The organism is Symmachiella dynata, assembly GCF_007747995.1.
GTDB classification, from domain to species: Bacteria; Planctomycetota; Planctomycetia; order Planctomycetales; family Planctomycetaceae; genus Symmachiella; species Symmachiella dynata.
Map to the genome: position 1 here is coordinate 6,171,085 of NZ_CP036276.1, position 25,769 is coordinate 6,196,853.

The window sequence follows — 25,769 nt, forward strand, 5'->3', positions numbered from 1 at the left end:
GATTTGGACACTTCTCGTGTTCCCGGTTGTGCCTTGGACCGTGTGGAATTGTCCACACGCATGACTCTAACGAAAGATTGACAATGGCTGCCCGACGACTGGGACAGATTCTGGTTGACCTGGGGTATCTCACCGAGGACCAATTGTGGGATGTCCTTGAGGAGCAAAAACAAAGCCCGGGTGAAATCATCGGCCGTGTCGCGGTCCGTATGGGCTTGGTCACCGAAGATCAAATCAGCGAAGCCTTGGCCGAGCAGTGGGGCATGCAGGTCATCAACCTGCCGGAAACCAACATTCCCGCTAAGGTGCTGGAATTGGTCCCTGAGACGATGGCCAGTATCTACAAAATCCTGCCGGTCGCGCTGGTAGACAACACCCTGACAGTGGCGATGGCGGATCCACAAAATGTGGGCGCGCTGGACGACTTGCGAAACTTTCTGGGATACGACGTGCGGGGAGCTGTCTCCTCTGTCGAGCATGTCGAAGAAGCGATCAACCGATATTATGCCGACAAACAAGACAGCATCGAAGATGTCATCGGTGAGTTGGAGGGGGGAGAGCTCAGCGATGCCAAGATGTCCGATCAGGTCTTTGACTTGGCATCGGTCGAAGAATTGCAGGACGCGGCACCGATCCGCAAGCTGATCAACATGGTTTTGCTGCTGGCCATTAAAGACCAGGCCAGCGACATCCATTTCGAGCCTTTCGAAGATGAATTCAAAGTGCGTGTGCGGGCCGACGGCGTGTTGTACGAAATGGTTCCGCCGCCGCGGCATTTGGCCAGCGCAATTGTTTCGCGGATTAAGGTGATGGCGGAACTCGACATCACTGAACGGCGGATGCCGCAGGATGGCCGGATTGAATTGAACGTAGGGGGCAACTCGGTCGACCTGCGGGTGAGTGTCTTGCCGACGATGTTCGGTGAGTCGGTCGTCATGCGGGTCTTGGACCGTACCGTGGTGCAGTTGGACCTCAACAAGATCGGTATGGATGCGGGAATTCTCACCAAATTCCGTGAGGTGATCCGGCGTCCCAACGGGATTGTGCTCGTGACAGGGCCGACAGGAAGCGGAAAAACAACAACGCTGTATTCGGCGCTCAACGAACTCAACGACATCGGCACCAAGATCATCACGACCGAAGATCCGATTGAATACGACATCGATGGTCTGGTTCAGATTCCAATTAATCCGGACATCGATGTAACGTTCGCCACCGTGCTGCGAGCGATTTTACGACATGATCCCGACTTGATTCTGGTTGGCGAAATTCGTGACTACGAAACAGGCGAAATCGCTGTACAAAGCGCGCTGACCGGTCACTTGGTCTTTAGCACATTACACACCAACGATGCTCCCACCGCGATCACACGTCTGCGCGACATGGGGGTTCCTCCGTTCTTGATCACGGCGACCGTCGAAGCGGTTCTCGCTCAGCGGCTCGTGCGGCGGATTTGCACCGAATGTCGCACGCAATTCGAGCCGAGTGACGAGTTGCTGATGGAATTGCAGATCCCGATCGAGACAGCGCGGAAGTACAACTTTTATTACGGCAAAGGCTGCGCTCGTTGTAACAACACCGGCTACAAGGGCCGCGTGGGTCTGTATGAATTGATGGATATCAACGACGATATGCGGGATTTGATCGTGGCAGATGCCTCGATCGATGATTTGCGAATTCTGGCCCGCAGCCAAGGCATGACAACCTTGCGCGAAGCCGGTTTGAAATTGATTTTTGACGGGCTCACCACGATTGATGAAGTTGTGCGTGAAACCGTGATGGAGAATTTGGATTAATACGGCCCGCTGAATCAGGGTGCCCTGGGCGGCTTGCCCGCCATTGTGAAGGGCGAGACCGGCAAAACAGTGCTGGTCAAGCCAGCAGTGGCACCCGACGTGGGGCGTTTTTGGCGAGTAGTCCGGCGTACGGCGCGGTGGACCGAATGACGATTTCGTGATTAAGCCGCTTGTCTCAAGACAGAGTGGAGAAACTTCTGATGCCAAAATTTCAGTTTGAGGCGATGGACCACAAGACGGGTGCCGAAGTTACGGACACCATTGATGCTCCCTCAGAGGCTGAAGCGCAAAGCCTGATCCGGGAAAAAGGTCTGCTCGTCACCAAGATCACAGAAACGGGCCGTAAAAAAGCGACCAAAACGGCGACCAAACGTCGCGGTGACGGCAAGAAGCGGGCCTTCACGCTTGGGAAAATCAAAGCCAAAAGACTTTGCACTTTCACCCGTCAACTCTCGACACTGCAAGATGCCGGCTTGCCGATTTTGCGGAGCTTGAGAATTTTGGAAGGGCAATCCAAACCGGGCGTCTTAAAAAACACGTTGATGAACGTGATTGAGGATGTCGAGTCGGGAAACACGCTGTCCGAGGCGATGTCCAAAAACCCCAAAGCCTTCGACAACCTGTACGTCAACATGGTTAAGGCGGGTGAAGCGTCGGGTGCCTTGGAAATTATCCTGCAACGCTTGGCCGACTTTAAGGAACGTGCTCAAAGCCTGAAGCGGACCGTCCAAGGGGCCATGATTTATCCGGTGATGGTGATCTTGGTCGCCACCTTGATCGTCGGCTTCATCATGTATTGGATCATTCCGAAGTTCGCAAAAATCTTTGAGGACTTCGACACGGAACTCCCCGGCATCACGATTTTGTTGATCACCATGAGCGAATTCGTGGTGAACTATTTTTATCTATTCCCAGCAGTCCCATTCGCGCTTTGGCTGATGAATAAAATCATCAGAAAGAACAAGACGGGCGAGTATATCTTGGACTATATGCTGCTCAAGATTCCTGTACTCGGAAAAATTATTTCTAAGTCGACCACCGGACGGACTTGCCGAACCTTGGGGACGCTGATCGCTTCGGGGGTGCCGATTCTCGAAGCCTTGATCATTGCCCGCGATACATCGGGCAATGCGGTCTTCGTCAAAGCGTTTCAAAACATCTATGTGGCGATTCGCGAAGGGGAATCGATGGCGGTGCCGCTCAAGGAGGCCCGCATCGTCGATGACATGGTGGTGAACATGGTCGACGTCGGTGAAGAAACCGGTGCGTTGGACGTCATGCTTTACAAAATCGCCGACACCTACGATGAGGAAGTCAAGATTTTGGTCGACGGTATGATCAGTTTGCTCGAACCGTTAATGGTCGTCGTACTGGGTTTCATCGTCGGATTTATTGTCATCGCCTTGTTCATGCCGTTAATCAAACTGCTGAACGATCTGGCATGATTCTTCATGCCGGTGGCACGGACGCGCAACTTTAACACCTCAACAATTGAATGTTTATCCAGCGGGCCTGCTCATCCCCACGCGGCTACGGCGGAGACTCCTCACCCCCATAACGGCGAGGTTTTCGTAGCCCGACCGGGAGTGGCGGCAATTTTTCAAACCGCGATTTTCTGAACACATCAGCCTTATCCAGCACTAGCTTGGAGCCAGAACGCCATGCACTATCCCCTTCGCCGACGGAACTCGCCGCAACAGGCTCGCCGCGGCTTTACGCTTGTGGAACTGTTGATTGTGATTGTGATCATCGCCATCCTCGTCGGACTCTTGGTACCGGTGGTGATGGGCGTCATGCAAAACGCACGCATCGCTCAGGTGCGGCAGGAAATCTCGCAGTTGGAAAATGCGATCACGGCTTTTAAAACCACGTATGGCGTCGAACCGCCGAGTCAATTCAGACTGTACGACGATTTTAATTTGTACCTGTCTGTGGATGCAGCCGGCGCAGGCACAATCGAAGACACTGCGAGGATAAAGAGTGCCGCACTAATCCGGCGCATGTGGCCACAGTTCGATTTCACGGCAAATCGAGACTGGGATGGTGATAGTGATATCTCGGCGACTGAAGCTTACATCCTGTCCGGTCCGGAATGCCTGGTCTTTTTCTTGGGAGGTATCATTCCAGCTGGACCAGGATTGCCCAACTTGAATGGTTTCTCAAAAGATCCGCAGCATCCTTTTAACGACGTGGGGTCATCTCGCGAGGGACCGTTTTTAGAATTCGCAGCGTCACGTGTTCGGGATAATTCTGGAAACCCTGGCTTCTTTGAATATTATGACCCGCTGGCCGGTCAAACAAATCCCTACGCGTATATCCACAGTGATGATTACGAATTCTTCGATCCTCCCACGAATATCGGTACGTTGGCCACTTACAAACAAAGTGAGGCGACTGGAAGCTACTACAAGAAGAATACCTATCAAATCGTTTCACCAGGCTTTGACGGACTCTATGGCTACGGTGGGGTCTACGAAGAAGACGATGCTGGCCACGACGGGTCGATCGGGCACATCAACTTCCAATATACGAGTTATTCTCCATCACCTGGAACCGGTGCATCGGATCCAAACCGGCCCGACAATGACAACATCACCAATTTCGCACCGGCTGAACTGCGGCCGTAAGTGTACTTTTTGTAACGAGACCCTGGGAGCAATTGGGACTCATGACAAGCGATATTCCTCATAAGCGACGGCGCGGATTTACGCTCATTGAGCTGTTGGTCGTGCTGGTGATTATTTCACTCTTAGCTGCGCTGGCGATCGGGGTGATCGGCGCCGTGATGGTCAATGCACGGACCGCTGCCACGTCGGCGACGTTGAGCAAAATCCAAGGACGTATGAAGGACCGCATTCAGACGCTCGCCGAATTGGATTATGAGCAATATGAACTCCTGGCGGAAAACGAAGGCTTTCAACGCAGCAACGAGAAGAAAGTCGTCGCCCGTAAAATCGCCATGCTGGAAGCCTTTCCGCAGACTTGGAGTGAGTTTGACACTCTGTTTCCAGAATTAGCCACCGAAATCACGAGCAAGTATGGATCGAACACATTCACCCCCGCCACCGAAAGTGCGGAGGTGCTGTACTACATTCTCACCGAAGGGCCGATTCCCGGCCGGGGTCGACGCAAAGTCATCTCCGGTGTCGGGCAAGTCCAAGCGGATGAATTCAATAGCTCTGACACCGCCGACATCGATGGCGACGGATTGTTGGAATTCGTCGACGGTTGGGGAAATCCATTGCGGTTTTATCGCTGGCCGACGCGGCTGGTTCGACCGGATGGAGCAGGGGCGACCATTACCGCCGCTCAGCTGGCCAATGCCCAGGTGCTGATTCCGTCACTGACGGCCGCCAATGCGGTCAAAGATGCCGACGACCCGTACGATGCGATGGCCGATTCGAATGATCCGGACCAGTTCGAAAGCGCCTACTTAACACCCAGCACCTACAACGTGCCGTTGGTGATCTCTGTTGGCGAGGACGGTTTTCTGGGCCTCTACGAACCGACTGACACGTCGAATTTTGGAAACCTGGCAAATTACGAGCAGACACCCGGCAATGCAATCGATCCGGCAAATTTCGAAAACATGTACGACAACATCAGCAATTTGAATAACTCCGCCGCCGGTAACTAAACCGTCGCATTGGCGGCAGAGCGTTTGAAACAAGGTAGATCAAACTATGCGTAACAAACATCAGACCAACAACGGCGACCGCCGCGGCGGGTTTACGCTGGTTGAAATGCTGATCGTGATTGCGATCATCGCCATCTTGGCGGCGATCACGGTGACGGCGATCTACGCCACCGCCAACAGCGACCGCATCCGCGGCGCCGCCCGGCAAATGCAATCAGCGATGCAAGGCGCCATGGCCAAAGCGGCCCGCGCCAAAAAACCGATCGGCGTGCGACTCGTACGTGATCCGTTGGACCCAACCGGGACCGCCAGCCAGACCATCAGCAGCATGATTTTCATCGAACAGTTGGATGACTTTGATGAAGGGCAAATTCTATTCGAAGAGGTTTCCGGGGTATTACGCTACATCCATCACGTCAATGCCGAGCCCAGTTGGGAAGAGCTACGTAACCGCGGCCTGCTGCCTGACATTACACGAATCAAAGTCACCGTTGCGGGAACCGAACAAATCTACATCGTCAATACCACGGAAACGGGTACCGGCGATGACAACGCAGACCGACTCATACTCGTTTCACCCGAAACGTTTACGACGGCTATTCCCGCAGGCAGGATTGTTCCCGACCCAGGAAACGCAAACTTTTCTTTCCCATATTCAGAGTACAAGCTTGAAATGGGGAACGGTCCGCTGGCAAATCAAGAGCCGTTGGAGATGCCCAATGGGAATGTGATTGATCTTTCCTACAGCCAAGTTCCGGCTGCCTGGTTGGAACAACAAACCGTTCCGGACACGACCGACCCCATTCCCGGGGGCTGGGTGAAGGTCGCCGATTTGCCGGCTTCCAATGAATTCATCCTTCAACGACAGATCGACATCATGTTCTCCCCGCAAGGCGTTGTGACAGGGCCGCTCGCGGCAGCGGGGAAGATTCATCTGCTGTTGGCTGAGATCGAAGATACCTTGGTCAATCGAGCGCCGGAGTTGGCCGAAGGGGAGAACATCATCACCTCGATCTATACCAATACAGGCAATATCGCGGCAGCACCAGTGGATAAAACAAATCCGCCGGCGTACTACAACTTTGCGGAATCTGGAGAGGTGGCCGGACGATGAATAGACGTACGAACCGACCCATCCGCTCGGCCACTTCGCCCTCCGCCCCTCGTGGCGGTGTGACGCTGGTCGAGGTCTTGATGTCCTTGCTGGTCGTGGGTGTTGGCCTGGTGAGTGTGGCGGTCTTGTTTCCGCTCTCAATCCTGCGAACCATCGAAGCGACACAACTGACCTCGGCGACGATGGTGCGGTACAACGCCGAGGAATTGATCGACGCGTTTCCGGGTATCATTTTTGATCCCGAAGGAGACGGAGACGCCGCCGAACACGCAAACACAAATTACATCGTCGATCCGTTCGGGTTCGACGTGCTGACGACGCTTTCCGGAGCAGCGGTGCCCGCCACGGGCGCATCACCGGTCCCCTTTGGTGGGGTCCCGGGTGCGTCAGGAGATCCGGGAGTTTTAGAGCGTTTTCCCGGCTCAATTTCCACGGGCACAATCATCCCCGATTTGACTACCCCCAATCCCTCAAGATCGGTCAATTTTGTAACGCAGCCCGATAGTTGGGACACGCTGCTGGATGAAACCAGTTCCATTCCTGCAAACTATCTCCCGGGAACTCCGTCGATCGAATTGCCCGGCGCTGCGGCGGCGATCGGCCTGACGGCGGACTACGACGGGACGGTACTGGGCGTGCCTGTGTACCGCGCGATCTTTTTCGATGCAACGGGCGATCGAAGCCACACGCGGGTGTTAACCGGTATTACGAATATCGCCAACAGCGTCCTGACCTGGGCTGACCCGTTGCCAAACGGTTTCGTCCCCGCAACCGCTTGGTTGCAGGTGCAGGAACGGCATTACTCCTGGTTTCTAACAGTGCGGCGGGGCACCCCCTCTCCCAACGGACTCTTCGATCCGGGCCTGGATGGCCAACCAGGCATCGCGACTGTTGATGATAACGGCGATACCGTAGTTGATGACGCTGGGGAATTAGGCTGGGCCGGGTCGGACGACGTCGCTCGATTGAGCGAAAACGCGCAAATTGAAGTGGTCGTCTTTTTCAACCGCACCGCAGAAAACGGCGACCCGATGTCCGATCCCCCGACCGGGGCCAATGCATTGGCGGAAAGCGCCTATCCATTGCTCGCACCAGGTTTCCAACGGGGAGTCGCTACCGTTTCGCTGGATTGGGGCACGAATCCTGAACCATTCCTCAAGGAAGGGAAATTTATATTTGATCCCGAAGGGGCGCGGTGGTATCGCATTTTGAAGATCACCAGCACCGGCGCCACGAGCGCGCGACTCGACCTGGACCGCGGAGCTGAAACGAACAGTGTGTTCAGCGAGGACGCAGCGGAACAAGGATTGGGCGTCTTTTTGCCCGGTATCGTGGATGTCTATCCGATTGCCACGAAAGCGGCTGAGTTTTAATGCTGCGTAGATTCTCTATCGATGGATTGGCCGAAACGTGCCTCTCTCGCGAGTTGCATTTTGAACACGAATAAAGTCAAACAAATCATGAATCCGATCTCCCGCACACCCCGAGCCGTCACGCGACCTCGACGTGGTTTTACGCTCGTCGAATTGCTTGTGGCGGTGGCGTTGGTCTTGTTGTTGATGACGCTGTTCGCGCAAATTTTTGCAACGGCGACCGGTGCGCTGAGCACCCAACGTGGGCTTGCTGAAAACGACCAACGCGCTCGGCGACTGCAAACAACACTGGCCAGCGACTTAAGCCGCATGACGTATCGCGCGCTGGAAGGCACCGACGGGATCGTCCCCATTCTCGATGACTTTACGTCTCCCATTGCCTGGGAACCGGTGGCTGGAATGCAAAACGGATATTTTTACCTGGCAGAAAATGATCCCAACAACGATACCGACGACGTACTGCAATTCACGATGCAGGCGTACGGTTCCCAGGTCTGGGCCGATGCCGATATTCCCCCATTCGTCGGCCGGGCGTTGTTCTTTCCCAATGGCGATGCTGCCACGGAACTCGATCAACCGGAAGCGGACGACGGAGACCTGAGCTGGAACGACTTGGCCGGTACGCTAGAGATTGACACCGTTAACGAAAACGATCGGGGTGCATCCCAGTTTGCGGAGGTGGTGTACTTCCTGCGGCATGGGAATCTGTACCGGCGAACATTATTGATTCGTCAAGGCTTCGCTCCTCCCGCATCGCCGGGCCTGCCGGAATTGAACGGCGGGAACTACGGCGGGACGAACACCTTCTGGAACGACTTTGATTATTCGGCATTCTTCGACAATGACGCAGTCACACCCGCTATGGTGATGCTGGATGAAAACGCATTGAATAACCAAACGGGCACCACCATTTCGCTGGGCATGCCTAAGTTCCGGTTTGGTTTTTGGGGCGACTTTACCAACGCCGAATCGGGAATGCCTCGGGAATTCACGGATGTCGCCGAAACGAATTTCATTGGTCGCTTCACGCACGAAGAGACTTCGAATCCAAACTTTCTGTATCCCGGCCAGGATGTGTCTGGGGGAAATCCTCACATGGATCGGCTGACCGCACTGAACTACGATGCCGCTCGCGGTATCGTGACCGACGGGACCGCAACAGTGGCGGGAACGGCGCCATGGGACCTTGCCAACGGTACACGCCGGTCGGAGGACATTGTACTGAGCAATGTGCACTCGTTTGATGTGCAAGTCTATGACCCCGCCGTGGGAGACTTCGTCAATCTCGGCCATTCGATACCGGGTGGAGATTTCAACCGGGAAAATAATCGAAACGTGGGAGCCGACGGCGCCCCCGGTGAAGCCGGGACGGACGACGACGGCATCAACGGAACCGACGATGATGGCGAACGGGGTTGGCCGGGTACCGATGATTACGGCAACCGCTACGACACTTGGCATCGGGATGCGGCACTCATCGGAAATCAAGGATCCCCCTATGCCTTTATGACAGCGGGACCAGATGGAGCTCCCGGTGATCCTGGAGTCGATGACAATCAAAATGGAATCGATGACGATGCCGGCGAACTGGGGTGGACCGGTACAGATGACGTGGCTCTCCGCGCAATCAAAATCACGATTCGTTACCTCGATACGACCAGCAATCAGATGCGGGACTTGACGATCGTGCATTCGTTCGCCGATCGCGACAGTAATTAACGCCGCACGAATAAAATAACAGCAGTCCAGGGCAAACCGACGCGGCAAAACGCGTAATAAGAAGTACAGCAGTCAAACAAGCCGGGCCTTTTCAGGTCTGCGGACGTTACAGCAAACGCAGGAGTGATTCGATGCGATCCAAACTCGCGAACAACCCAACCGGCCGCCGGGGCATATTAAGCGGCCGACGTATACCGCAAGTCGCTGCCGACCGTGGCGGATCGGTGTTGATTGCCGTGCTGTGGCTGATGGCCCTGTTGTGGGTCTTGGGAATCTTCTTTTTCCTGTTCGCCAACACCGAACAAAACGCCGCGCAGCACTACTCCGATGCGGCCAAGGTCGACAACCGTTGCGGCGTCGATCCCGACGTGCTGTGGGACTGGGCACTGCGGCAGTTGATTGTCGGCGCGAATTTCGACGACGACGGCGACTTCGACGTGATCGATGCGACAACGGGCGGATATGACCAGGAAAGCGAGAGCGCTCTGTATGTCTTCGACAACCGCAACCGGTTCAACGTGACGCGGAATTCGATCTTGGGGCATGTACTGGGCAACGACCTGCATGCCTACAACGGTGAAGGGATCAACCTGATCACCGACAACAGTGGCAACCCCGCCGTCGATCAGGACCGCGACGGCGTAGCCGATGCGGATCAGTCGTTGCTGGAGACCAACTACTCGGCCGTGACCAATGGCGGAATCCCGCAGGACGTGTCACTGTTTGCAACCACGCCGCCGACATTGGACGCCGGTTACACATCACCGGACATCAACGCACCGTTCTTAGCGTACCTCGGCACGACGCCCGATAGCACGCAGGTATTGATTCCCTCGTTTCATCGCCCGCAGTATTTACGTGACGGCGGAGCTGCAGTCACGGACTGGGACACGACAAATACAATCGACTTCAGTGCCCGCGTTTTTCGCCCACATCGTTCGCATGAATCACACGACGGCACGAATTCATACCAACGATACCTGACATCCCAGTTCACCAAACCGGATGGGTCCGTGGTCGAACCGTTTCCGTTTACGAACAACGCCACGAATATTTTTAACCTGAACGAAGGGGTCTGGACCGGCGCCGGAACAATTGAATATGACGCAGACCCGGATGGCGATGGGGTCAAAGAAGCGATCTGGATGGATTTAGGATTTCCATTACAAGAGTGCGACGGCAAGCTCTTCAAAACGTTGTTCTCCTATACAGTGTTGGATGCGGATGGTTTATTGAATCTGAATGTGGCGGGCAACACGACAGGGACGCGGTTTATTCCGTCGGGTGATTTTGATCCCGCGGCGGGTTTTCGCTTCAATCAGTCCAACCAAGCCTTGTCCCCTTCGGAATTGAACCTGCACTATGCGTTCTCGGCGGCGCCCTCAAGCGTTGTGGACACCGACCCGTCGTGGATTTCATACCGGGCAATGTTCGGCATCAACCCGGCGGCCATCGACCGCGACACGTTGGCCAACATGGAGACCTTTAAGTTGCTGCACGGCAGCGCGACTTATACCGAGCCGACTCCCGGCACGTATGTTTTTGATTCAGCACTGGCGGGACGTTACGGCGACATCGATTTGTTAAACGACCCGAGCAACGGTGTGCTGTTAAACGTTCCGCCGAATCCCAACCCCAACTTGTACCCACAGCCGGGAAACCCCGGGGTTGATGATGACAGCGACGAGAATCAGGTCGCATCCAACGATCCGTACAATCCGTTCACACTGGCGCAGCCGCTGGACATCTCCGGCGGGGGGCTGACGATCGACATCTCCAGTGGTTTCGGCACACAACCAATTCGCCCCACAGGCATTGCCGATCCATTTCGCTGGCTACAGTACAACGACTATGCGATTAACCCCGCTGCAATTAGCTACGAGGACATCTTTGCAAATCTAGCAATCTGGACAGCACCCAACATGGCACCCGCCACCTTCCAGCGGGACGAAGCGGACGAGATGTTTGTGTTGCCGGGAAATGAAGACACCCTCGGACTGGCCAGTCGCGACGCCGCATTTTCGGTGGAGGAGATGGCCGGGTTGCATAAGAGCGACAACGACCCAGATGCCAATTTGGTGAATTCACGATTAAAAGAATTGCTGCCGATTACACTAGGGGCAACGGTCAACGCCGACTTGCGTAAGCAATTTACCACGTCGAGCTGGGACATGCGCCGCTTCGGCCGGACGATCGGCGACCCAACGGCAGCACCGGCAGTGGCTCGGCCTTGGGAATTTAACGACGTCGACATGGTGAGCGCTTCGGATACGTTCCGTAAGTTCCCCCCAGCGTTCGGTCCGGCATTGACTCCGATTCTGCCGTCGCGGCATGAAGAGGGAACGGCCAGTGCATTGGATCCTTTCCGACCGGAAGTGCGGCGACTGCTGACGATCGAGATCCCTGATTCTGGAAACTTGAATGTCAGCTCCCGCGACGATTGGCGGCAAGGCCGGTTGAGCCTGAACCAAATCTTGGTTGGTTTTGACTTAGATGGCGCCCCCATTTATCGGGATTTGACGCCGCATCCAACCAACCCCACCGCGGGTGGCTCGCAGATTCAACCGATGGTGCACCAGAACTTAGCACCGATGACACAAAGTAATATCTCCAGCGGCGACTACAATCCAGCGCTGCCCTATCCGTATGGGACCTTCCCGGCAGACGGAGTGGCTCAGGAATGGTGGGCGCGTTACGACCGGCAGCGTCTTGCTCGGGATATTTATGTTTTGCTGTACACGTTGGGCGGCGGAACCGATTTCGATGTCACTGCTGGTCCCCCTCAGTATTCTGCCGAGCAGTTAGAAGAGATGGCGCAGTTTGCTGTGAATTACGTAGATGCCATGGATGCGGATAACGTGATCACGAGATTTGAATACGACGGCGATCTTTCCGATGGTTGGAGCCCAGGGGCCGGTCTGCAGGTCTATGGCGTCGAAGCCCAACAATTGACGTTTAGCGAAGTCTTGGGTATCCGGCAGCCACAGATTCTGTCCAACCATAACGCCACGCTGCATGACGAATTGAATAAGGATCACTACTCCCTGCATATCGAATTGCGAAATGCCAGCCAGTATCCGGTCGACTTGAACGACGGGACTTGGCGGATTCGCCGCAATGACGAAGGCAGTCTCGACAATGGCATCATCGATGTGGGAGCAACGAATGAAAACGCCTTGATTTTTGGGTCCGGTGCGGGAACCGTTTCGGCGGGTGGGCAGTATACGATCGCCATCAATGACGGCGATAACCCATTCCCCATTCCCAACCAACTCGATCAACACCCGGCCGATTTTCGCGTCGATTTCGATCAAGATGGTGATTACGATTTGATCTGCCCCAACGTTGCGGATCCTGGAATTGCCAATGCCACTTCCGTTGCCGACCCCACGATGTTTCCTGGACCGCTCTCCAATCTCGACACGTCACATAGCACACACGATGACGGCCGGTTTAGCTTGGCATGGGAGGCTCCCAACCCGGCGACACCGGATCCGAATTTCCGCGGCGATTTTCTCAACCCGCAGCAGACGGGTCTGGACACACTAAACATCAGCCAGTTTGAGTTGGTCTTGGAACGTCGCCAAAATTTGGATCCTCCCACCGGTTTGGCGGATACGGGACCGAATCCTAATCCGGACGATTCCCGAAACAAGTGGGTCGAAGTGGACCGCATCGTTGTTGAGTTCAAGCTATTTGGACTCGAACAAGGCGACACCGCACCACAGATCCCCGGTCGGTTGGAAACATTGAAGAGCAGCGAACGGGTCGAGCCTTTCGCTCAAGATAATCCGCTCCCCACCAACACAACCGTAGCGCCGTCGGCGAACAACCGCTACAACTCGGTTGGACTTGCCATGAATTCGGTCTCGCCCGCGAACTTCGAAATGTGGCAGCCGCATTTTGATCGCTATTATTCATCGGCCATGGAATTGCTGTCGGTGCCGTTGTACGGTCCGGACCAAGTGATTAAAAAACTCGCGCAGCCGATGACACTGCCATTGCGTCTGGGATTCAACCCCACCGGATTGGGCGACCCGGTCAATGCACGGCGACGTATTGCCCAAGAAAAATTCCTGTTCCCGGAATTGGACAACAATCCCAGCAACGCGCCGGTTGTCGGCGACAATCGTTGGTACCGGTTGTTTGAGTTTGTGGAAGTCCCCACGCGGATGCACGAGGTGCTCGGCGATCCGGGGCGCGTGCCTGGAAAAATCAACCTGAACACGATTCGGCACATGGGGCCACTGGGCGCCATGATCGACGGCCCGCGCGTGCATGGTCTTGATTTACTCTCATTAGATCCGACAGATAGCACGAGCACGGTTATTCCCGGACAACGCGATTGGTGGCGGGAGTTTCTCGCCGCTCGTGATGCCGTGCTGTTGCCCGATGGTACGCCTGTTGGTGCCGATGGACGCGACCCGGTTACGGGTAAGTACCTGCCGGGGCTGGCCGGATCGCGGCCGTTCCGTGATTTTGCACACTTAGGGGCTGGGGATGGCCTGGCAATCAATGACACATTATTGCGGTCGCTGCCTGGTGACGATTTTGGCGTCGATCAGACCGGCCGGCGTTTGTTCGAGGTGGGCTCAAAAGCTCAGCACGATGGCAGTGCCAGCCCGTCTACGGACTATTACATGCGACACCGTTTGCTGTCCAAGGTGGCCAACCATGCCACGACCCGCAGCCACGTGTATATCGTGTTTGTGGAGGTCGGTTTCTTCGAGGTCGTGGAACCGGTTGCTGGACAGCCTCAAATTAGCGGAACGACGACTTCTACCGGTCATCGCGGATTTTTTATTGTTGACGTTTCCGATCCGCTGGGAAATGACGCGTATTCACCGGGGACTTCAGGATCGCGTGGTCGGTTCGATTTCCGGAAATTCGTGAAATACCGCCGGACGATTGAGTAGCAGAATTGCAATTTTTTGGGAATTCCGTGTCTGGTATGACAATTGCATTGTGAATAACTGAAAAATTACGCGTTTTTAGACTATGACAGGCTACTGCATCATGGCAATAATGGAAGGGGCGTGCCTATTGTCGAGTTTCAACTGAGAATAGCAGCTCATCGCGGGGAAATTCCTCGACTACCGGCAGCTATTGTGTACCAATGTGCGGGACGATCCATTGCCGATTCCTAACCCCGCATGAATGTCCAAGTCCTTGACCTTTAAGGATGTTACGACAAACGCGACCAGGAAATCGCAATCGGTTCAAGACGTTAAACATCGAGTGATTCGAAACGGAAACGGCTTCGCTAGCGTATTTAGGCGGGCCAAACGGGATTCAGCTTCACACACCACCAGTTCATTCAAACGGAGAAGTTCACATGAAACGAAGTAGCCAACGTAATGTAGCAAAATGCCGCAAAGGTTTTACATTGATCGAATTACTTGTGGTAATTGCGATCATTGCCATGCTGGTCGCCTTGATCAGCCCGGCCGTTCAAAACGCTCGTGAAGCGGCCCGCCGCACACAATGCATCAACCGCCTGAAAAACTTGGGCTTGGCAATGCACAACTTTGCCAATGGCCGGAACGGAGCCTTCCCGGATCTGCACAGCACCTTGTCGTACAACGATGGTGGGGCTTCGGATGTGACCCGGGATGTCGCCTGGACGTATGCCCTGTTGGGTTATGTTGATCAACGCCCGATCGCGGACAACTTCCAAGGTTTCTATGACGGATCCAGTGGTGTGTTGACGGACCATCCGGGTAGGGCACAGTTGACCATTTTCACCTGCCCGGATGACTTGAACAATTCCAGCGCGCCGGGTGGTTTGTCCTATGTCGTGAACGGCGGAATTGGCTCGTTTCCTCTGGATGGAGTCAACCCTGGCTATCTAGAAGCCGGTGCGACGTACCCGAGTTCCGGTTCAGCGACCGGACTTGCCGATCCAAACATTCCTCTTGCTGGCCCAACGTACGGACATGATCCGGCTTCCTCGAATAACGTCGACTGGAACGGCGACGCCTCCTTCGACTCGCTTGATCAAACGATTGCCTTCAGAACAGGTGTCTTCTTTCGTCCGAACAATTTGGTCAAGATGACGGTCGACCGGATTTCGCGTGGTGACGGTCTGCAAAACACGATACTGATTACGGAAAACGTGAACGCCGGTGCTGATGGCGATTGGTCCAGCCCCCGCTTTGCCAACATGGCCTTCTCAGTCAACGCTAACGTGGATGGTAGCGGCGTTCCGCAGAACTTTGGTAACGCTGTTCCTCCTCGCGGACCGCTAGACATGTCGGATACTATCGCGGTGCCCTGGGATGGTTCGCAACTGAACGATGCGAATGAAGGAATCTTGCCGGGAGCCAGTTTCGCCCCGAGTTCAGGACACCCCGGTATCGTCGTGGTGTGTTGGGCGGATGGTCGTGTCAAAGCTCTGAACGATACCATCGACCAGCGCGTTTACGTTCGTCTTGTCACGCCGGACGGAACCCGTGGCGGTCAGTTGGTCCAAGACGACAGCGCCACGGAATAAGTAATAACTGTTCCCGTTTGAATGCGGGTGCTGTGAAAATCCGATCCCATGGTTTCCTTTGCCGGAAACCATGGGATTTTTTTGTTGGCTGACTCTGGATCTGACCTACGGCACCGAACGACCCGTTGGCCGATGGCCATATTTAACGCGCAATGCTTAAACCAGCGGGTGATGTTGGCCGCCAGCCAACCATGGAATTCGCGGTTTCCGATTCCAGGGGCGTTGCCCCTGGTTCAGGTGCCAACAGGCCTTCGGCCATGTATGTACACTACGCGCTCGGTCAGATGTCTACCGTGCTACGTGTGTCCCGCCGGTCGCTGCTGGAAGGTAAGTCCTCTGCCAGGCGCAATGCCGACTCGGCGATTAACAGCGGCGGTGACGTCCCCAACGATGGTGCGACCAAGTCCAGCGCCGGTGGCAGTGGTGATGGGGTTTTGGCGGCGGGTTCTCCGCTAGCCCGTCGATCACTTGATGGGTTTGACTCACCAGCGCTGCATGGTCCGCTTCGCTGATCTGTCCCCGTGCCTCGGCCCAATCCAAATGCCGAATGTATTTGGTCAGCAAGAACGTCACGGCTTTCGTATGGCCGCTGCCGTGCTCGGATAACCTCAAAGCCATATTCAGCGTGCAAGAGAGCCGGAACTGCAACCGGCGAGACAGGTTGAGTTGAGCTGTAGAATCCTTCAGATCCTGGATCGTTGGCGCGTCAGTATCCACATCAACCGTACGATCGAAGTCGGCAAAATGATCTCCGTTGGCAAGATGATTACCGGCGAGATCGGTCACACCACCGGCACCGGCTCCATCACCGTCGATGACCAAGCGGAAATTGTCGTTGTACAGCTGATCCAATGCATTCACAACGATTTGGTCCGTCTCGGCATTGTATTGTACGGAGGCGATGGCGACTTGGGTCTCATCCCCATCGTTGAATGGATCGCCGTCGCCGTTGGCATCGCCATTGGCCTGCAGGATTGTGTAATTGGCGACATTTTCGGCAGCGATCGCGTCGAGATCGTCGTCATTCATTTGTATGACAAACGAACGACCATCATCGCTGAGATCGACTGATTCAACCACCGGCGGATCGGTATCAATCTCGACCGGCACTTGTGAGTAGCTCAATTCCAGCGTCGTGCTTGTCGGGCCATCATTATTCACCAATGCAGATGGGGTCAAGGTAAAGCTAATCGTGCCATCGGTCGCCAATGTTTCCAAAAACGATTGGGGAAGAATGAGTGTTACGGTCGATTCAGCCTGATCGACACCTCCGACCAAAAACAATTGGTCGACATATTGACCGTCGGCGCGGAGGACAAGGTTTTCTAAAAAGAAGTTCAGGTCACCAGTAGCGCGAATCGTCAGGGTCGCATCGCTGTTGGGAGCCGGCAGGTCACTGAAATCAAACGTCAAAACATTGGGGAAAAAGAGGTTGTTTGTCTGAGTCTGACTGGCTGTGAACAGTTCCCCTTCACTGGCGTCCAGCGACCGCACCTCGACGTCGTCGACGAACCAATCATCGGTATCAATCGCCGTGCTTCCGCCGGTCATCATGAAGCGGAATTGGAAATTGGCATGTAATGCGTCGGTCGGCAACGCGACTGTCATGTGCCCGAATTCCTGCATATGGCTGCCGCTGCCGAGCTTGCGATCCATTTCGACCCAATCTCCGGCTGCATTGCGATATTGCAGCACGAGATCGTTACCCGCTTCAACAACGTTTCCTCCCCCACCGCGCTGAAAGCGATAGGTCAGCGTCACGTTTGATTCATTGGAGAGATCAAGGGCGACCGATTCCAGCACATCGCCCGTGCCGGCGGCGCCGTTGATGCGTGCGGCGTACGGGGCCGAGGGTTCGTCGCGACCGACATCGTCAATGGTCGCATTTTGAACCGCCGACCAGTTCGCCGCATCAAACTCGGTCGAATCAAACGTGTCGCTGAAGAGCGTCGCGGACATCACGACTCGTTCTTCGAGCGGTTCCAGCCCGAGCGAGTTCTTCGGCCGTTTGAGCTGCCTGGAAGGGGAGGGGGGACGGTTGGGAAATTGAAAACCATCAAGCAGTTTCGACCAAGGCGACATGACAAGCCCCGACGTGCGCAAGGCACGGTTGCCGCGCTACATGGTCCCTCGAACAGGTTTTCCAGCCGCTGATTGAAACCGAACCGAGGGTGCAACGCGTTGGATCAAATGACCATCCCTGACAATCCTCCACGAGCTCCATAGCGAGGGGCCTGACTGTTGACTTCAATTGTCAATTCAACCGTAGCTCACGGTATTCGGCGAAGCAAATCGTACTGCCGTTTATTTATTGTCGCAGTCCCAAATTCTTGTTGGGGGAGCGGTTCTTAGTCGTCCATATGTGAGACGCACGGAAGACGCGTGCGAAGGAGGTTACCCAAAGGCGTTGAACATCATAGCCCAGGGTCGCGAACGAAGAGAGCGCACCCTGGGTCGGCGATGGAACATTAATATGCAACCCTGAAGGGGTTGTTCACGCGTTGCTCACCGGCATCGTTGGGCCAACTATTGAAAAACCCTTTCAGGGGTTGTTTGACGTCGGCTTTCATTCCCAGGGTGGCGCGGCTTTGCCAATCGTTGTCGGTATGCCACCGGAAAGGCTTTGCCTTTCTGCTTTGCGTTATGGTACGATCTGGGGCTGAATGGTTGCACTTGCCACCCGGCGACGATGGTCCAAATGGCCGGCCGCTGCTGTTTCGATATTTCGTAGACAATGTCATTCTATTGATTGCCAAACGCTCATGACTCATTCTCGCCGAAGCTGTCTGCTGTTTTTGATGTTGGCGGCCCTGGGCTACGCGGGGTGCGGCTCTGCCAAGTATGAAGAACGCCTCGCGGCGACGTCGACGATGTTTCGGCACAAAGAAAAGCTGAATAAAAATCTACAGGGCATTTTCCACGACGAAGCGACAGGGATTCAGATCCGGCCGCTCGCCGGATTTGACCGCATCCCTGCCCCCGAAGCGACCGAGGGACCGGATGGAGAAATGATCGTCCCCGAGTTAGACGATCGCCAGCCGCCCTTTTTTCTTGAAGAACTCCCCGGCATGATTGCCGCTTGGAAGTCCCCAGTGACCGCAGTCGTGGGAGGCGATACCCAAAGCTCCACGGCCTATATGTACGTACTCAGTAGTCTGGGCCCCATGAATCCCGACGCCGATGATTCGGGTTTCCGCACTCTCGTACTGGATATACTGAATCGCGAACTGGACACCGACCTCAGTAGCGGGTCACTCCATGAATCGACTTATCCGCAAGACAGTCAGGAGGGGTTTGTTCCCAAAGTGGCCTACCTCGAACGGTCCGTGGTCCCCGAACGTTTGGTCGATGATTTGTCGATGGAGTTTTCCGTCTACTTCCATGAATCCGGTGCAGATATCGTCTGCGTGATGTTCATCTTTCCCAAGAACGTCTCCGGGCTGAACGATTATCTGAACAAGATCGAACTCAGCCTCCAGACGTTGGCGATCAAATCCCGCAAATCAAATTCGGAGAATTCGAGCGGAGACGGATCCAAACCGGCCCGCTCAGGCGGCATGTAAGACGGCGACGGCAATTGAGAAAAACAAGGCGTCTGCCGGTCAAGTCTTGTCGTTGCCCGCGTTTCCTTCGGCCAAGCGCTCGGCCAGTGCGGCGTTGTTTTCCTCGACGAACTGCGCGTAGATGCTCGTCACCATCGGATGCGCATGGCCCATTTGCCGTTGCAGAAACAATAGGTTTCCATCGGTTTTTAAGTAGCCCAGATAGCCGTACGTATGTCGCAGCACCTGCACGCTCGCTTTGGCCCCGAGTCCGGCCGCCGTCAGAATGCGTACCACACGGCGGTACAAGCCGGTCCGCTCATAAGGCCGTCCGCGTTCGTTAATGATCAGCGGTTGTGAGGCATCGTTGGAGGCGACTTCTCCTTTCAACAACGCCGGTCGGATTTCAGCGATGTATTCTTGAATCCGGCGACTGAGGAATTGCGGGATAAAGACCGTGCGGTCTTGCCGGGGCGTGCCAACGACCTCCAACACAGCTTCACCCGGTCCCAGTCGCGCGTCCCGGACGGTCAAGCGACAGAACTCGCTGTTGCGCAAACCGGAATAAAGCAGGCCCGTAATGATCACTCGATCCAGGACTGCCGTATTCAGCGCTTTGCCGGTCGCGTCGACGATTTGATCGTCGAGATAGCGATTCAACTGTTCAATCTCCGGCAGCGAAAAAAAATTCTCGCGTGTCAGTTCCCATGCCGCCCGTTTCATCCAGTCCCTCCTCTGCCCGGTTCGGGATGCCCCATCATGTCCGAGAAGAGCTTATCGCAACAATTCCGATACGTAAAGTCGCCCAGTTATAGTAAGCGGGGAATGGGTCGCCATTCCGCAACTCGGTGTATTTCCACAGTTTTAAGGCTGACAGGCAGGCCCAAACGTGATAATACCTGCTAAGACAACAAGTTATCCCAAAAACCGCCGGACCGGAATTCATGCTCTGCACCGTATCCGCCGAAAATATTCGATCATGCAAGGAGGCGTGAATGGGTGTTCCCATTTCACAGATGTGGACCGTGGCGTCCTACGTACTGGGTAAAAAACTACGTGGCGTGCAGCGATATCCCATTGTATTGATGCTGGAACCGCTCTTCCGCTGCAATCTCGCGTGCGCCGGCTGCGGGAAGATTCAATACCCCTCTGACATCCTCAAACAGAACATGCCGGTCGACAAAGCGCTGGCAGCTGTCGATGAATGCGGCGCGCCGATTGTCTCAATCCCCGGCGGCGAACCGTTGTTGCATCCGCAGATTCATGAAATCGTCGAAGGCATCGTCGCGCGCAAGAAATACGTCTACCTTTGCACGAATGCGATTTTGCTGGAAAAGCATCTGCACCGCTTCAAGCCGTCGAAATATCTCAGCTTCTCGGTGCATGTCGACGGTCTGCGCGAGGAGCATGACGAGGCGGTCTGTCGCGATGGAGTGTATGACGTGGCGATCGCTGGCGTCAAAGCGGCGATTGAACAAGGCTTTCGCGTCACGACCAACACCACGCTGTTTGATAATGCCGACCCGGTCCGCTACCGCGCGTTCTTCGATGCGATGACCGACTTGGGCGTCGAGGGGATGATGATTTCCCCCGGTTACAGTTATGAAAAAGCGCCGGACCAGGATCACTTTCTCAAACGGGAAACGACCAAGAATATCTTTCGCCGTTTGCTAGACAATCCCGATCGCCGCTGGCGGTTCAACCAATCGCCGTTGTTCTTGGAATTCCTCAAAGGGGATTGGGACCTCACCTGCACACCGTGGGGCAATCCGACGTATAACGTTTTCGGCTGGCAGAAACCGTGTTACCTGTTGCAGGAAGGTTATACCGAGACGTTTCAGGAATTGCTGGAGACCACGGAGTGGGATAACTACGGCATTCAAAGTGGCAATTCGAACTGCCAAGACTGCATGGTGCATTGCGGGCACGAACCGACAGCCGTCGATCAAACGTTCGGCAGCCTGCGGGGATTTGTGCGGACCGCGCAGCTGACCCTGTTCGGGGCTCCGCGGCGTAACGACCGCACACCCCCGCCGCCACCGGAGAAGACGATTCCGGCGCCGCATCGACAACCGCAAGAGTTGGTGCAACTAGAAGCCTCGTCTCGCTGATTGCCCTGGGGGTCGGACTGCGCCCGACCCCAGCCACCAGGGATTGGTCTTTTCCGACAACCCTTTACCGGCCGCGACCGGTGATGGGATAAGCGGAATCCTGAAATCCCTTGCCGGTATGGCAACCAGGGGGAACGATGCTGTCGATGAATGCTTCGTCCTCGTCGGTGATTTCCACCTCTAAGGATGCGAAATTGTCGGTGTACTGATCCATCGTTCGCGGGCCGATGATGATCGAAGTGAGAATCGGATTGGCCAAACACCAGCTGAGTGCGAATTGGCTGGGAGCGACGCCTTTACGTTCGCAATGGCCGGTGATTTCCTGCGCAGCGACGAAACTTTCCTCGCGTAGCTCCGCTTGTTGCATCCGTTTGTCGTTGCGCGAAGCCCGACTTCCCTCGGGAAACGGTTCACCGGGACGGTACTTGCCGGTCAGAATTCCGCGTGCCAACGGACTGTAACTGACAACGCCGATGCCGTGTGCTTCGCAGAGCGGAAATAGCTCGACTTCGATATCGCGATTCACGATGTTGTAGAGCGGTTGCACACAAACGAAACTGCTGAGGTTCAAAATATCGCTGGCCCAAAGCGCTTCACTCAGTTTCCAGGCACGGAAATTGGAACAGGCGATATGACGAACGCGACCGGAACGGACCATGTCGTCCAACGCGCGTAAGGTTTCTTCGATCGGTGTGTCATAATCGGGAACGTGCACATAATAAATATCGACGTGATCGACCGCCAAACGTTTTAAACTGGCATCCAGCGCGTTCATCAGGTGGTAGCGACTCGCCCCGCGATCATTGGGGCCGGTTCCCATCGGCTGGCCTCCCTTGGTCGCCAACACGACCTCATCGCGACGTCCGGCGATCGCTTTGCCGACGACCTCTTCGGACTTGCCGGCGCTGTACATGTCGGCGGTATCAAAAAAGTTGATGCCGTCGTCCAGCGCGCGGTGCATTATCTGGATCGACTCCGACTCATCGGTCGGCCCGCCGAACATCATGGTGCCCAAACAGAGCGGAGAGACTTTGACGCCACACGCGCCGAGATTACGATAATCCATGGTGTGATTGCTTTATAAAAATTGAAAACGGTTTGACAGATCCAACAATCCCGGATGGGCAGCACAGCAACAAAACCGGGGTCGGTTGACATTATTGGCGGATCGCCCGGAAAATGAAACCGGCTCGCACCATTGTCACGCAAAAACGATTCACATCGCCCTTTGATAAGGAACCTGATGAACCTGCGATATCTTAGGGCCGCGATTGCCGCATGTGCGGTCTTCTCGCTGGGAGCTTCGCTGAGCGCCGAGGAATTTCAGCTCGACGTACAGCAAATCACCCATGGCCCACAGCATCATTTTTTTGGCTATATCGGCCAAAGCCTGACGATTCCTTGGAATCAAAGCGGGCGGTACATCCTGGCGCTGCGGACTGATTTCCACTACCGTATGCCACAGCCCGACGATGCGGCTGAGATTGTGTTGATCGACACCCAGAACGATAACCGCGTGTTGCCCATTGAAACGACGCGGGCCTGGAACTTTCAGCAAGGGACGATGTTTTATTGGCATCCCCGGCACGCGGAGACGCAATTCTTTTTCAACGATCGCGATCCGCAAACCGGACGGGTTTTTACGGTTTTGCACGACATCGAAAAACGGGCCCGCATCCGCGAGTATCGGTTTGAGGGGACACCGGTTGCCAATGGCGCTGTGTCACCGAAGGGGGATTTCTTTTTGGCGATCAACTACGGACGCATGGCGCGGTTGCGGCCGGTGACCGGCTATCCCGACGCCGCTGATCCCACCGCTGCAGAATTGGCGCCGGCCAACGACGGGATTTTTCGCGTTGATATCGAAAGTGGTCAACGCAAATTGCTCGTATCATTCCAGCAACTGCGCGATCACCTGCGGGACGAAACGCCTCACTGCGACGAAGCGGCTTTTTATATCAACCATTCGTTGTCGAACCGAGAAGGCGAATTCGTCTATTTTTATGCCCGTGGCCGTGTGGGCCGGGAGTCGATGGCGGTCAATGTTCCCTGTTCGATTCGCACCGATGGGACACAACTGACTCGGCAACAGTTTATTGGCGGGCATCCGGAATGGGATACCGGCACGGTGGTGATCGGCGCCCTCGCCCCACGGCAAGTTCGCTATGACGTCACCCAACAGGCTATCATCGGGCAGATTGGGACCGATACTACCTTTCCCAAACCGGGAGGTGACGTTGCTTTGTCTCCCCATGCCGATTGGTTTGCCAACGGTTATGCGACCAGTGGCGGGAAGCAGAATCGTTATGTGTTGCTCCGCCGGTCGGATGGACTGACCTTGCGGTCGCCGGCGTTCTCGCGCGGGCCGTACACACGCAGCGCACTGCGGATCGACTCCGCTCCCCGTTGGAATCGCAGCGGCAACGCACTGCTGGTTCCGGGCATTACCGCTGATGGAACGCGGCAACTGCATGTTATTCGTATTCAAACGAAGTAAGTTGCCTGCTATACAACTTTTGACCCGACAGCCAAAACGAAATCGCTCCTCCATGGCTAAATCTGAAATCGCCATTCTTGTCATTCTGCGCATCATTGGCATCGGCGCGCTGTTCGCCTTGCCAGCCGTGTTTTTTCCATACGATTGGATGAACGCCATTCACGGCCAATTGGGGCTGGGGACGCTGCCCGACGCGCCGATTGTCAGTTATCTCACGCGTTCCCTGTCGGCACTCTATTTCACATTGGGCATCGTGACGCTATACGTTTCCCGCGACATCCGTCAGAACCGCGGGATGGTTTCGATGTGGGCCAAAATGGCTTGCGTTGTCGGCGTGCTGCTGACCGGGATTGCCATTGCTGCGGGAATGCCGAAGGGTTGGATTTTCAGCGAAGGTCCGCCAGCTGTCTTAATGGGAATTATTATTTTGTGGTTGCAACGCATCTCTTCGGAAGCGCCGCTGGAATAACCACCGCTCACGGCACCAGACGCAGGTTATCCAGAAAGAGCACGCGTGGCGTTTGTAAATCCACGGTATAAAATTGCATCCGTTTGATGCGACGCAAATCCAACGTCCGACCGTGCGGGGCGATGGCGACGTCCGACAACCGAATCCGCGGTGAATTCAGGCCCGGTTGAAGTAAGATCGCGCGGTGGAATCGATCGTTGGTTTCGCCGTTGTGGTCGACATCCACAATTTTGACGATCAACGGCAGTGGCTCCGCTCCGGTGAGCAAAATATCAAACGTTAGCGCCTGGTAAGGCGACCAATCCTCGATCGGCCAGTACAGGCTGAACGAGGGATACTTGGCCGGTTTAAATCGGATGGCCATGCTCATTTCGCCGTCGCTGGCCCAACGCTTGGCCTGTCCCAACTCACAATTCTCGCCCGACCATTGCCAGCGCGAGAATTCCAATCGACGTTCAAACGATCCCAGCATCGGTAAATTGCGATGTTGGGCAAGCGTGTCGGCCAATTCGATGGCCGGCGTACGCCAAGCAGCGACCAGGCAGGCCACCCCGATTGCGAACGCCGCGATCCGCAGCACGCGGTATTTCCAATTCCAGGAGATGGCCCAAATCAAAAACGCCGCCGATCCCAATAGATTGGCGGCCACATCTTGCCAACTGGGAAATCGTCCGAGAAACCCCTGCACATATTCCGCGGCGATGCCCAAAATGGCCACGGTGCCCCAAACCAGAATCGCCGCAAAGAGGTCGTTCCGCGGCAGCTTTTTTCGCCCCCACCAAAACAGCATGACCGACAACACGCCGAATAACGGCGCGTGTCCCAAGTCATACAAGGCATGCATCGCGCGGCTCGCGCGGGGCAACGGCAAGAGCAATACAACGGCCACCCCCACCAGCAATGCGGCGATGCGGCGATGGGCGGGCGTCATAGCGGTCCGCACTGTTTGAAACAAAACTCACCTCGTTGTCTGTTCATCACGAAGTTCGCCTTGGCCCAACGGCGTCTCCAACCAATT

At 55.4% G+C, this 25,769-nt stretch carries 17 protein-coding genes; 13 read left to right on the plus strand and 4 right to left on the minus strand.

The window, feature by feature from the left end; translation table 11 throughout:
* The first annotated feature begins 83 nt into the window (after positions 1 to 83).
* From Mal52_RS23460 to Mal52_RS23500, 9 genes are all read left to right on the plus strand, one after another.
* Positions 84 to 1,796 carry a GspE/PulE family protein gene (locus Mal52_RS23460; protein WP_145378948.1) on the plus strand — a complete coding sequence of 571 codons (1,713 nt, stop codon included), beginning with the start codon at positions 84 to 86 and terminating at the stop codon, positions 1,794 to 1,796.
* 200 nt (positions 1,797 to 1,996) lie between these two features.
* Entirely contained in the window at positions 1,997 to 3,241 is a 1,245-nt protein-coding gene (locus tag Mal52_RS23465; RefSeq protein WP_145378949.1) for a type II secretion system F family protein, read from the plus strand.
* Between the two features lie 216 nt (positions 3,242 to 3,457).
* The gene (locus Mal52_RS30405) at positions 3,458 to 4,423 is read left to right on the plus strand and encodes a type II secretion system protein (RefSeq protein WP_145378950.1); all 966 of its coding nucleotides are present in this window, start codon (positions 3,458 to 3,460) and stop codon (positions 4,421 to 4,423) included.
* Between the two features lie 41 nt (positions 4,424 to 4,464).
* Positions 4,465 to 5,433 carry a type II secretion system protein gene (locus tag Mal52_RS23475; RefSeq protein ID WP_145378951.1) on the plus strand — a complete coding sequence of 323 codons (969 nt, stop codon included), beginning with the start codon at positions 4,465 to 4,467 and terminating at the stop codon, positions 5,431 to 5,433.
* Between the two features lie 46 nt (positions 5,434 to 5,479).
* Positions 5,480 to 6,547, plus strand: coding sequence for a prepilin-type N-terminal cleavage/methylation domain-containing protein (locus Mal52_RS23480; RefSeq protein WP_145378952.1), 1,068 nt, complete (start codon positions 5,480 to 5,482; stop codon positions 6,545 to 6,547).
* The gene (locus Mal52_RS23485; protein WP_145378953.1) at positions 6,544 to 7,920 is read left to right on the plus strand and encodes a hypothetical protein; all 1,377 of its coding nucleotides are present in this window, start codon (positions 6,544 to 6,546) and stop codon (positions 7,918 to 7,920) included. Before Mal52_RS23480 ends, Mal52_RS23485 begins: the two co-directional genes overlap by 4 nt.
* A gap of 60 nt (positions 7,921 to 7,980) precedes the next feature.
* On the plus strand, positions 7,981 to 9,639 hold the full coding sequence (locus Mal52_RS23490; protein WP_197534418.1) for a prepilin-type N-terminal cleavage/methylation domain-containing protein: 1,659 nt from the start codon (positions 7,981 to 7,983) through the stop codon (positions 9,637 to 9,639).
* Between the two features lie 131 nt (positions 9,640 to 9,770).
* Positions 9,771 to 14,555, plus strand: coding sequence for a hypothetical protein (locus Mal52_RS23495; RefSeq protein WP_145378954.1), 4,785 nt, complete (start codon positions 9,771 to 9,773; stop codon positions 14,553 to 14,555).
* 419 nt (positions 14,556 to 14,974) lie between these two features.
* Positions 14,975 to 16,132, plus strand: coding sequence for a DUF1559 family PulG-like putative transporter (locus Mal52_RS23500; RefSeq protein WP_145380762.1), 1,158 nt, complete (start codon positions 14,975 to 14,977; stop codon positions 16,130 to 16,132).
* 363 nt (positions 16,133 to 16,495) lie between these two features.
* On the opposite strand, the gene Mal52_RS23505 is transcribed toward Mal52_RS23500, so the two are convergent.
* Complete coding sequence (locus tag Mal52_RS23505; RefSeq protein WP_145378955.1) at positions 16,496 to 18,214, minus strand: hypothetical protein; 1,719 nt, start codon at positions 18,212 to 18,214, stop codon at positions 16,496 to 16,498.
* Positions 18,215 to 18,894: 680 nt separating this feature from the next.
* On the opposite strand from Mal52_RS23505, the gene Mal52_RS23510 reads away from it, so the two are divergent.
* Positions 18,895 to 19,695 (plus strand): hypothetical protein, encoded by an 801-nt coding sequence (locus Mal52_RS23510; RefSeq protein ID WP_145378956.1) that lies wholly within the window; start codon positions 18,895 to 18,897, stop codon positions 19,693 to 19,695.
* Between the two features lie 39 nt (positions 19,696 to 19,734).
* Here Mal52_RS23510 and Mal52_RS23515 read toward each other — a convergent pair whose 3' ends face one another.
* Complete coding sequence (locus Mal52_RS23515) at positions 19,735 to 20,397, minus strand: tyrosine-type recombinase/integrase (RefSeq protein ID WP_145378957.1); 663 nt, start codon at positions 20,395 to 20,397, stop codon at positions 19,735 to 19,737.
* A gap of 272 nt (positions 20,398 to 20,669) precedes the next feature.
* Between Mal52_RS23515 and hpnH the strand changes: the two genes are divergently transcribed.
* Positions 20,670 to 21,785 carry an adenosyl-hopene transferase HpnH gene (hpnH, locus tag Mal52_RS23520; protein ID WP_145378958.1) on the plus strand — a complete coding sequence of 372 codons (1,116 nt, stop codon included), beginning with the start codon at positions 20,670 to 20,672 and terminating at the stop codon, positions 21,783 to 21,785.
* A gap of 64 nt (positions 21,786 to 21,849) precedes the next feature.
* On the opposite strand, the gene Mal52_RS23525 is transcribed toward hpnH, so the two are convergent.
* On the minus strand, positions 21,850 to 22,851 hold the full coding sequence (locus Mal52_RS23525) for an aldo/keto reductase (RefSeq protein ID WP_145378959.1): 1,002 nt from the start codon (positions 22,849 to 22,851) through the stop codon (positions 21,850 to 21,852).
* A 177-nt stretch (positions 22,852 to 23,028) separates the two neighbouring features.
* On the opposite strand from Mal52_RS23525, the gene Mal52_RS23530 reads away from it, so the two are divergent.
* Positions 23,029 to 24,282 (plus strand): hypothetical protein, encoded by a 1,254-nt coding sequence (locus tag Mal52_RS23530; RefSeq protein WP_145378960.1) that lies wholly within the window; start codon positions 23,029 to 23,031, stop codon positions 24,280 to 24,282.
* Positions 24,283 to 24,334: 52 nt separating this feature from the next.
* The gene (locus tag Mal52_RS23535) at positions 24,335 to 24,751 is read left to right on the plus strand and encodes a hypothetical protein (RefSeq protein ID WP_145378961.1); all 417 of its coding nucleotides are present in this window, start codon (positions 24,335 to 24,337) and stop codon (positions 24,749 to 24,751) included.
* Between the two features lie 7 nt (positions 24,752 to 24,758).
* Here the strand turns inward: Mal52_RS23535 and Mal52_RS23540 are convergent, their stop codons facing one another.
* Complete coding sequence (locus tag Mal52_RS23540; RefSeq protein ID WP_145378962.1) at positions 24,759 to 25,706, minus strand: VanZ family protein; 948 nt, start codon at positions 25,704 to 25,706, stop codon at positions 24,759 to 24,761.
* Between the last annotated feature and the right edge of the window lie 63 nt (positions 25,707 to 25,769).

Excerpts from the sequence above, each read along its gene's own strand:
- Mal52_RS30405 (WP_145378950.1), top strand. The coding sequence starts at position 3,458 with ATGCACTATCCCCTTCGCCGACGGAACTCGCCGCAACAGGCTCGCCGC.
- Mal52_RS23460 (WP_145378948.1), top strand. The coding sequence starts at position 84 with ATGGCTGCCCGACGACTGGGACAGATTCTGGTTGACCTGGGGTATCTC.
- Mal52_RS23515 (WP_145378957.1), bottom strand. The coding sequence starts at position 20,397 with ATGAAACGGGCGGCATGGGAACTGACACGCGAGAATTTTTTTTCGCTG.
- Mal52_RS23480 (WP_145378952.1), top strand. The coding sequence starts at position 5,480 with ATGCGTAACAAACATCAGACCAACAACGGCGACCGCCGCGGCGGGTTT.
- Mal52_RS23505 (WP_145378955.1), bottom strand. The coding sequence starts at position 18,214 with ATGTCGCCTTGGTCGAAACTGCTTGATGGTTTTCAATTTCCCAACCGT.
- hpnH (WP_145378958.1), top strand. The coding sequence starts at position 20,670 with ATGGGTGTTCCCATTTCACAGATGTGGACCGTGGCGTCCTACGTACTG.
- Mal52_RS23495 (WP_145378954.1), top strand. The coding sequence starts at position 9,771 with ATGCGATCCAAACTCGCGAACAACCCAACCGGCCGCCGGGGCATATTA.
- Mal52_RS23510 (WP_145378956.1), top strand. The coding sequence starts at position 18,895 with ATGACTCATTCTCGCCGAAGCTGTCTGCTGTTTTTGATGTTGGCGGCC.
- Mal52_RS23485 (WP_145378953.1), top strand. The coding sequence starts at position 6,544 with ATGAATAGACGTACGAACCGACCCATCCGCTCGGCCACTTCGCCCTCC.
- Mal52_RS23525 (WP_145378959.1), bottom strand. The coding sequence starts at position 22,851 with ATGGATTATCGTAATCTCGGCGCGTGTGGCGTCAAAGTCTCTCCGCTC.
- Mal52_RS23530 (WP_145378960.1), top strand. The coding sequence starts at position 23,029 with ATGAACCTGCGATATCTTAGGGCCGCGATTGCCGCATGTGCGGTCTTC.
- Mal52_RS23500 (WP_145380762.1), top strand. The coding sequence starts at position 14,975 with ATGAAACGAAGTAGCCAACGTAATGTAGCAAAATGCCGCAAAGGTTTT.
- Mal52_RS23475 (WP_145378951.1), top strand. The coding sequence starts at position 4,465 with ATGACAAGCGATATTCCTCATAAGCGACGGCGCGGATTTACGCTCATT.
- Mal52_RS23535 (WP_145378961.1), top strand. The coding sequence starts at position 24,335 with ATGGCTAAATCTGAAATCGCCATTCTTGTCATTCTGCGCATCATTGGC.
- Mal52_RS23465 (WP_145378949.1), top strand. The coding sequence starts at position 1,997 with ATGCCAAAATTTCAGTTTGAGGCGATGGACCACAAGACGGGTGCCGAA.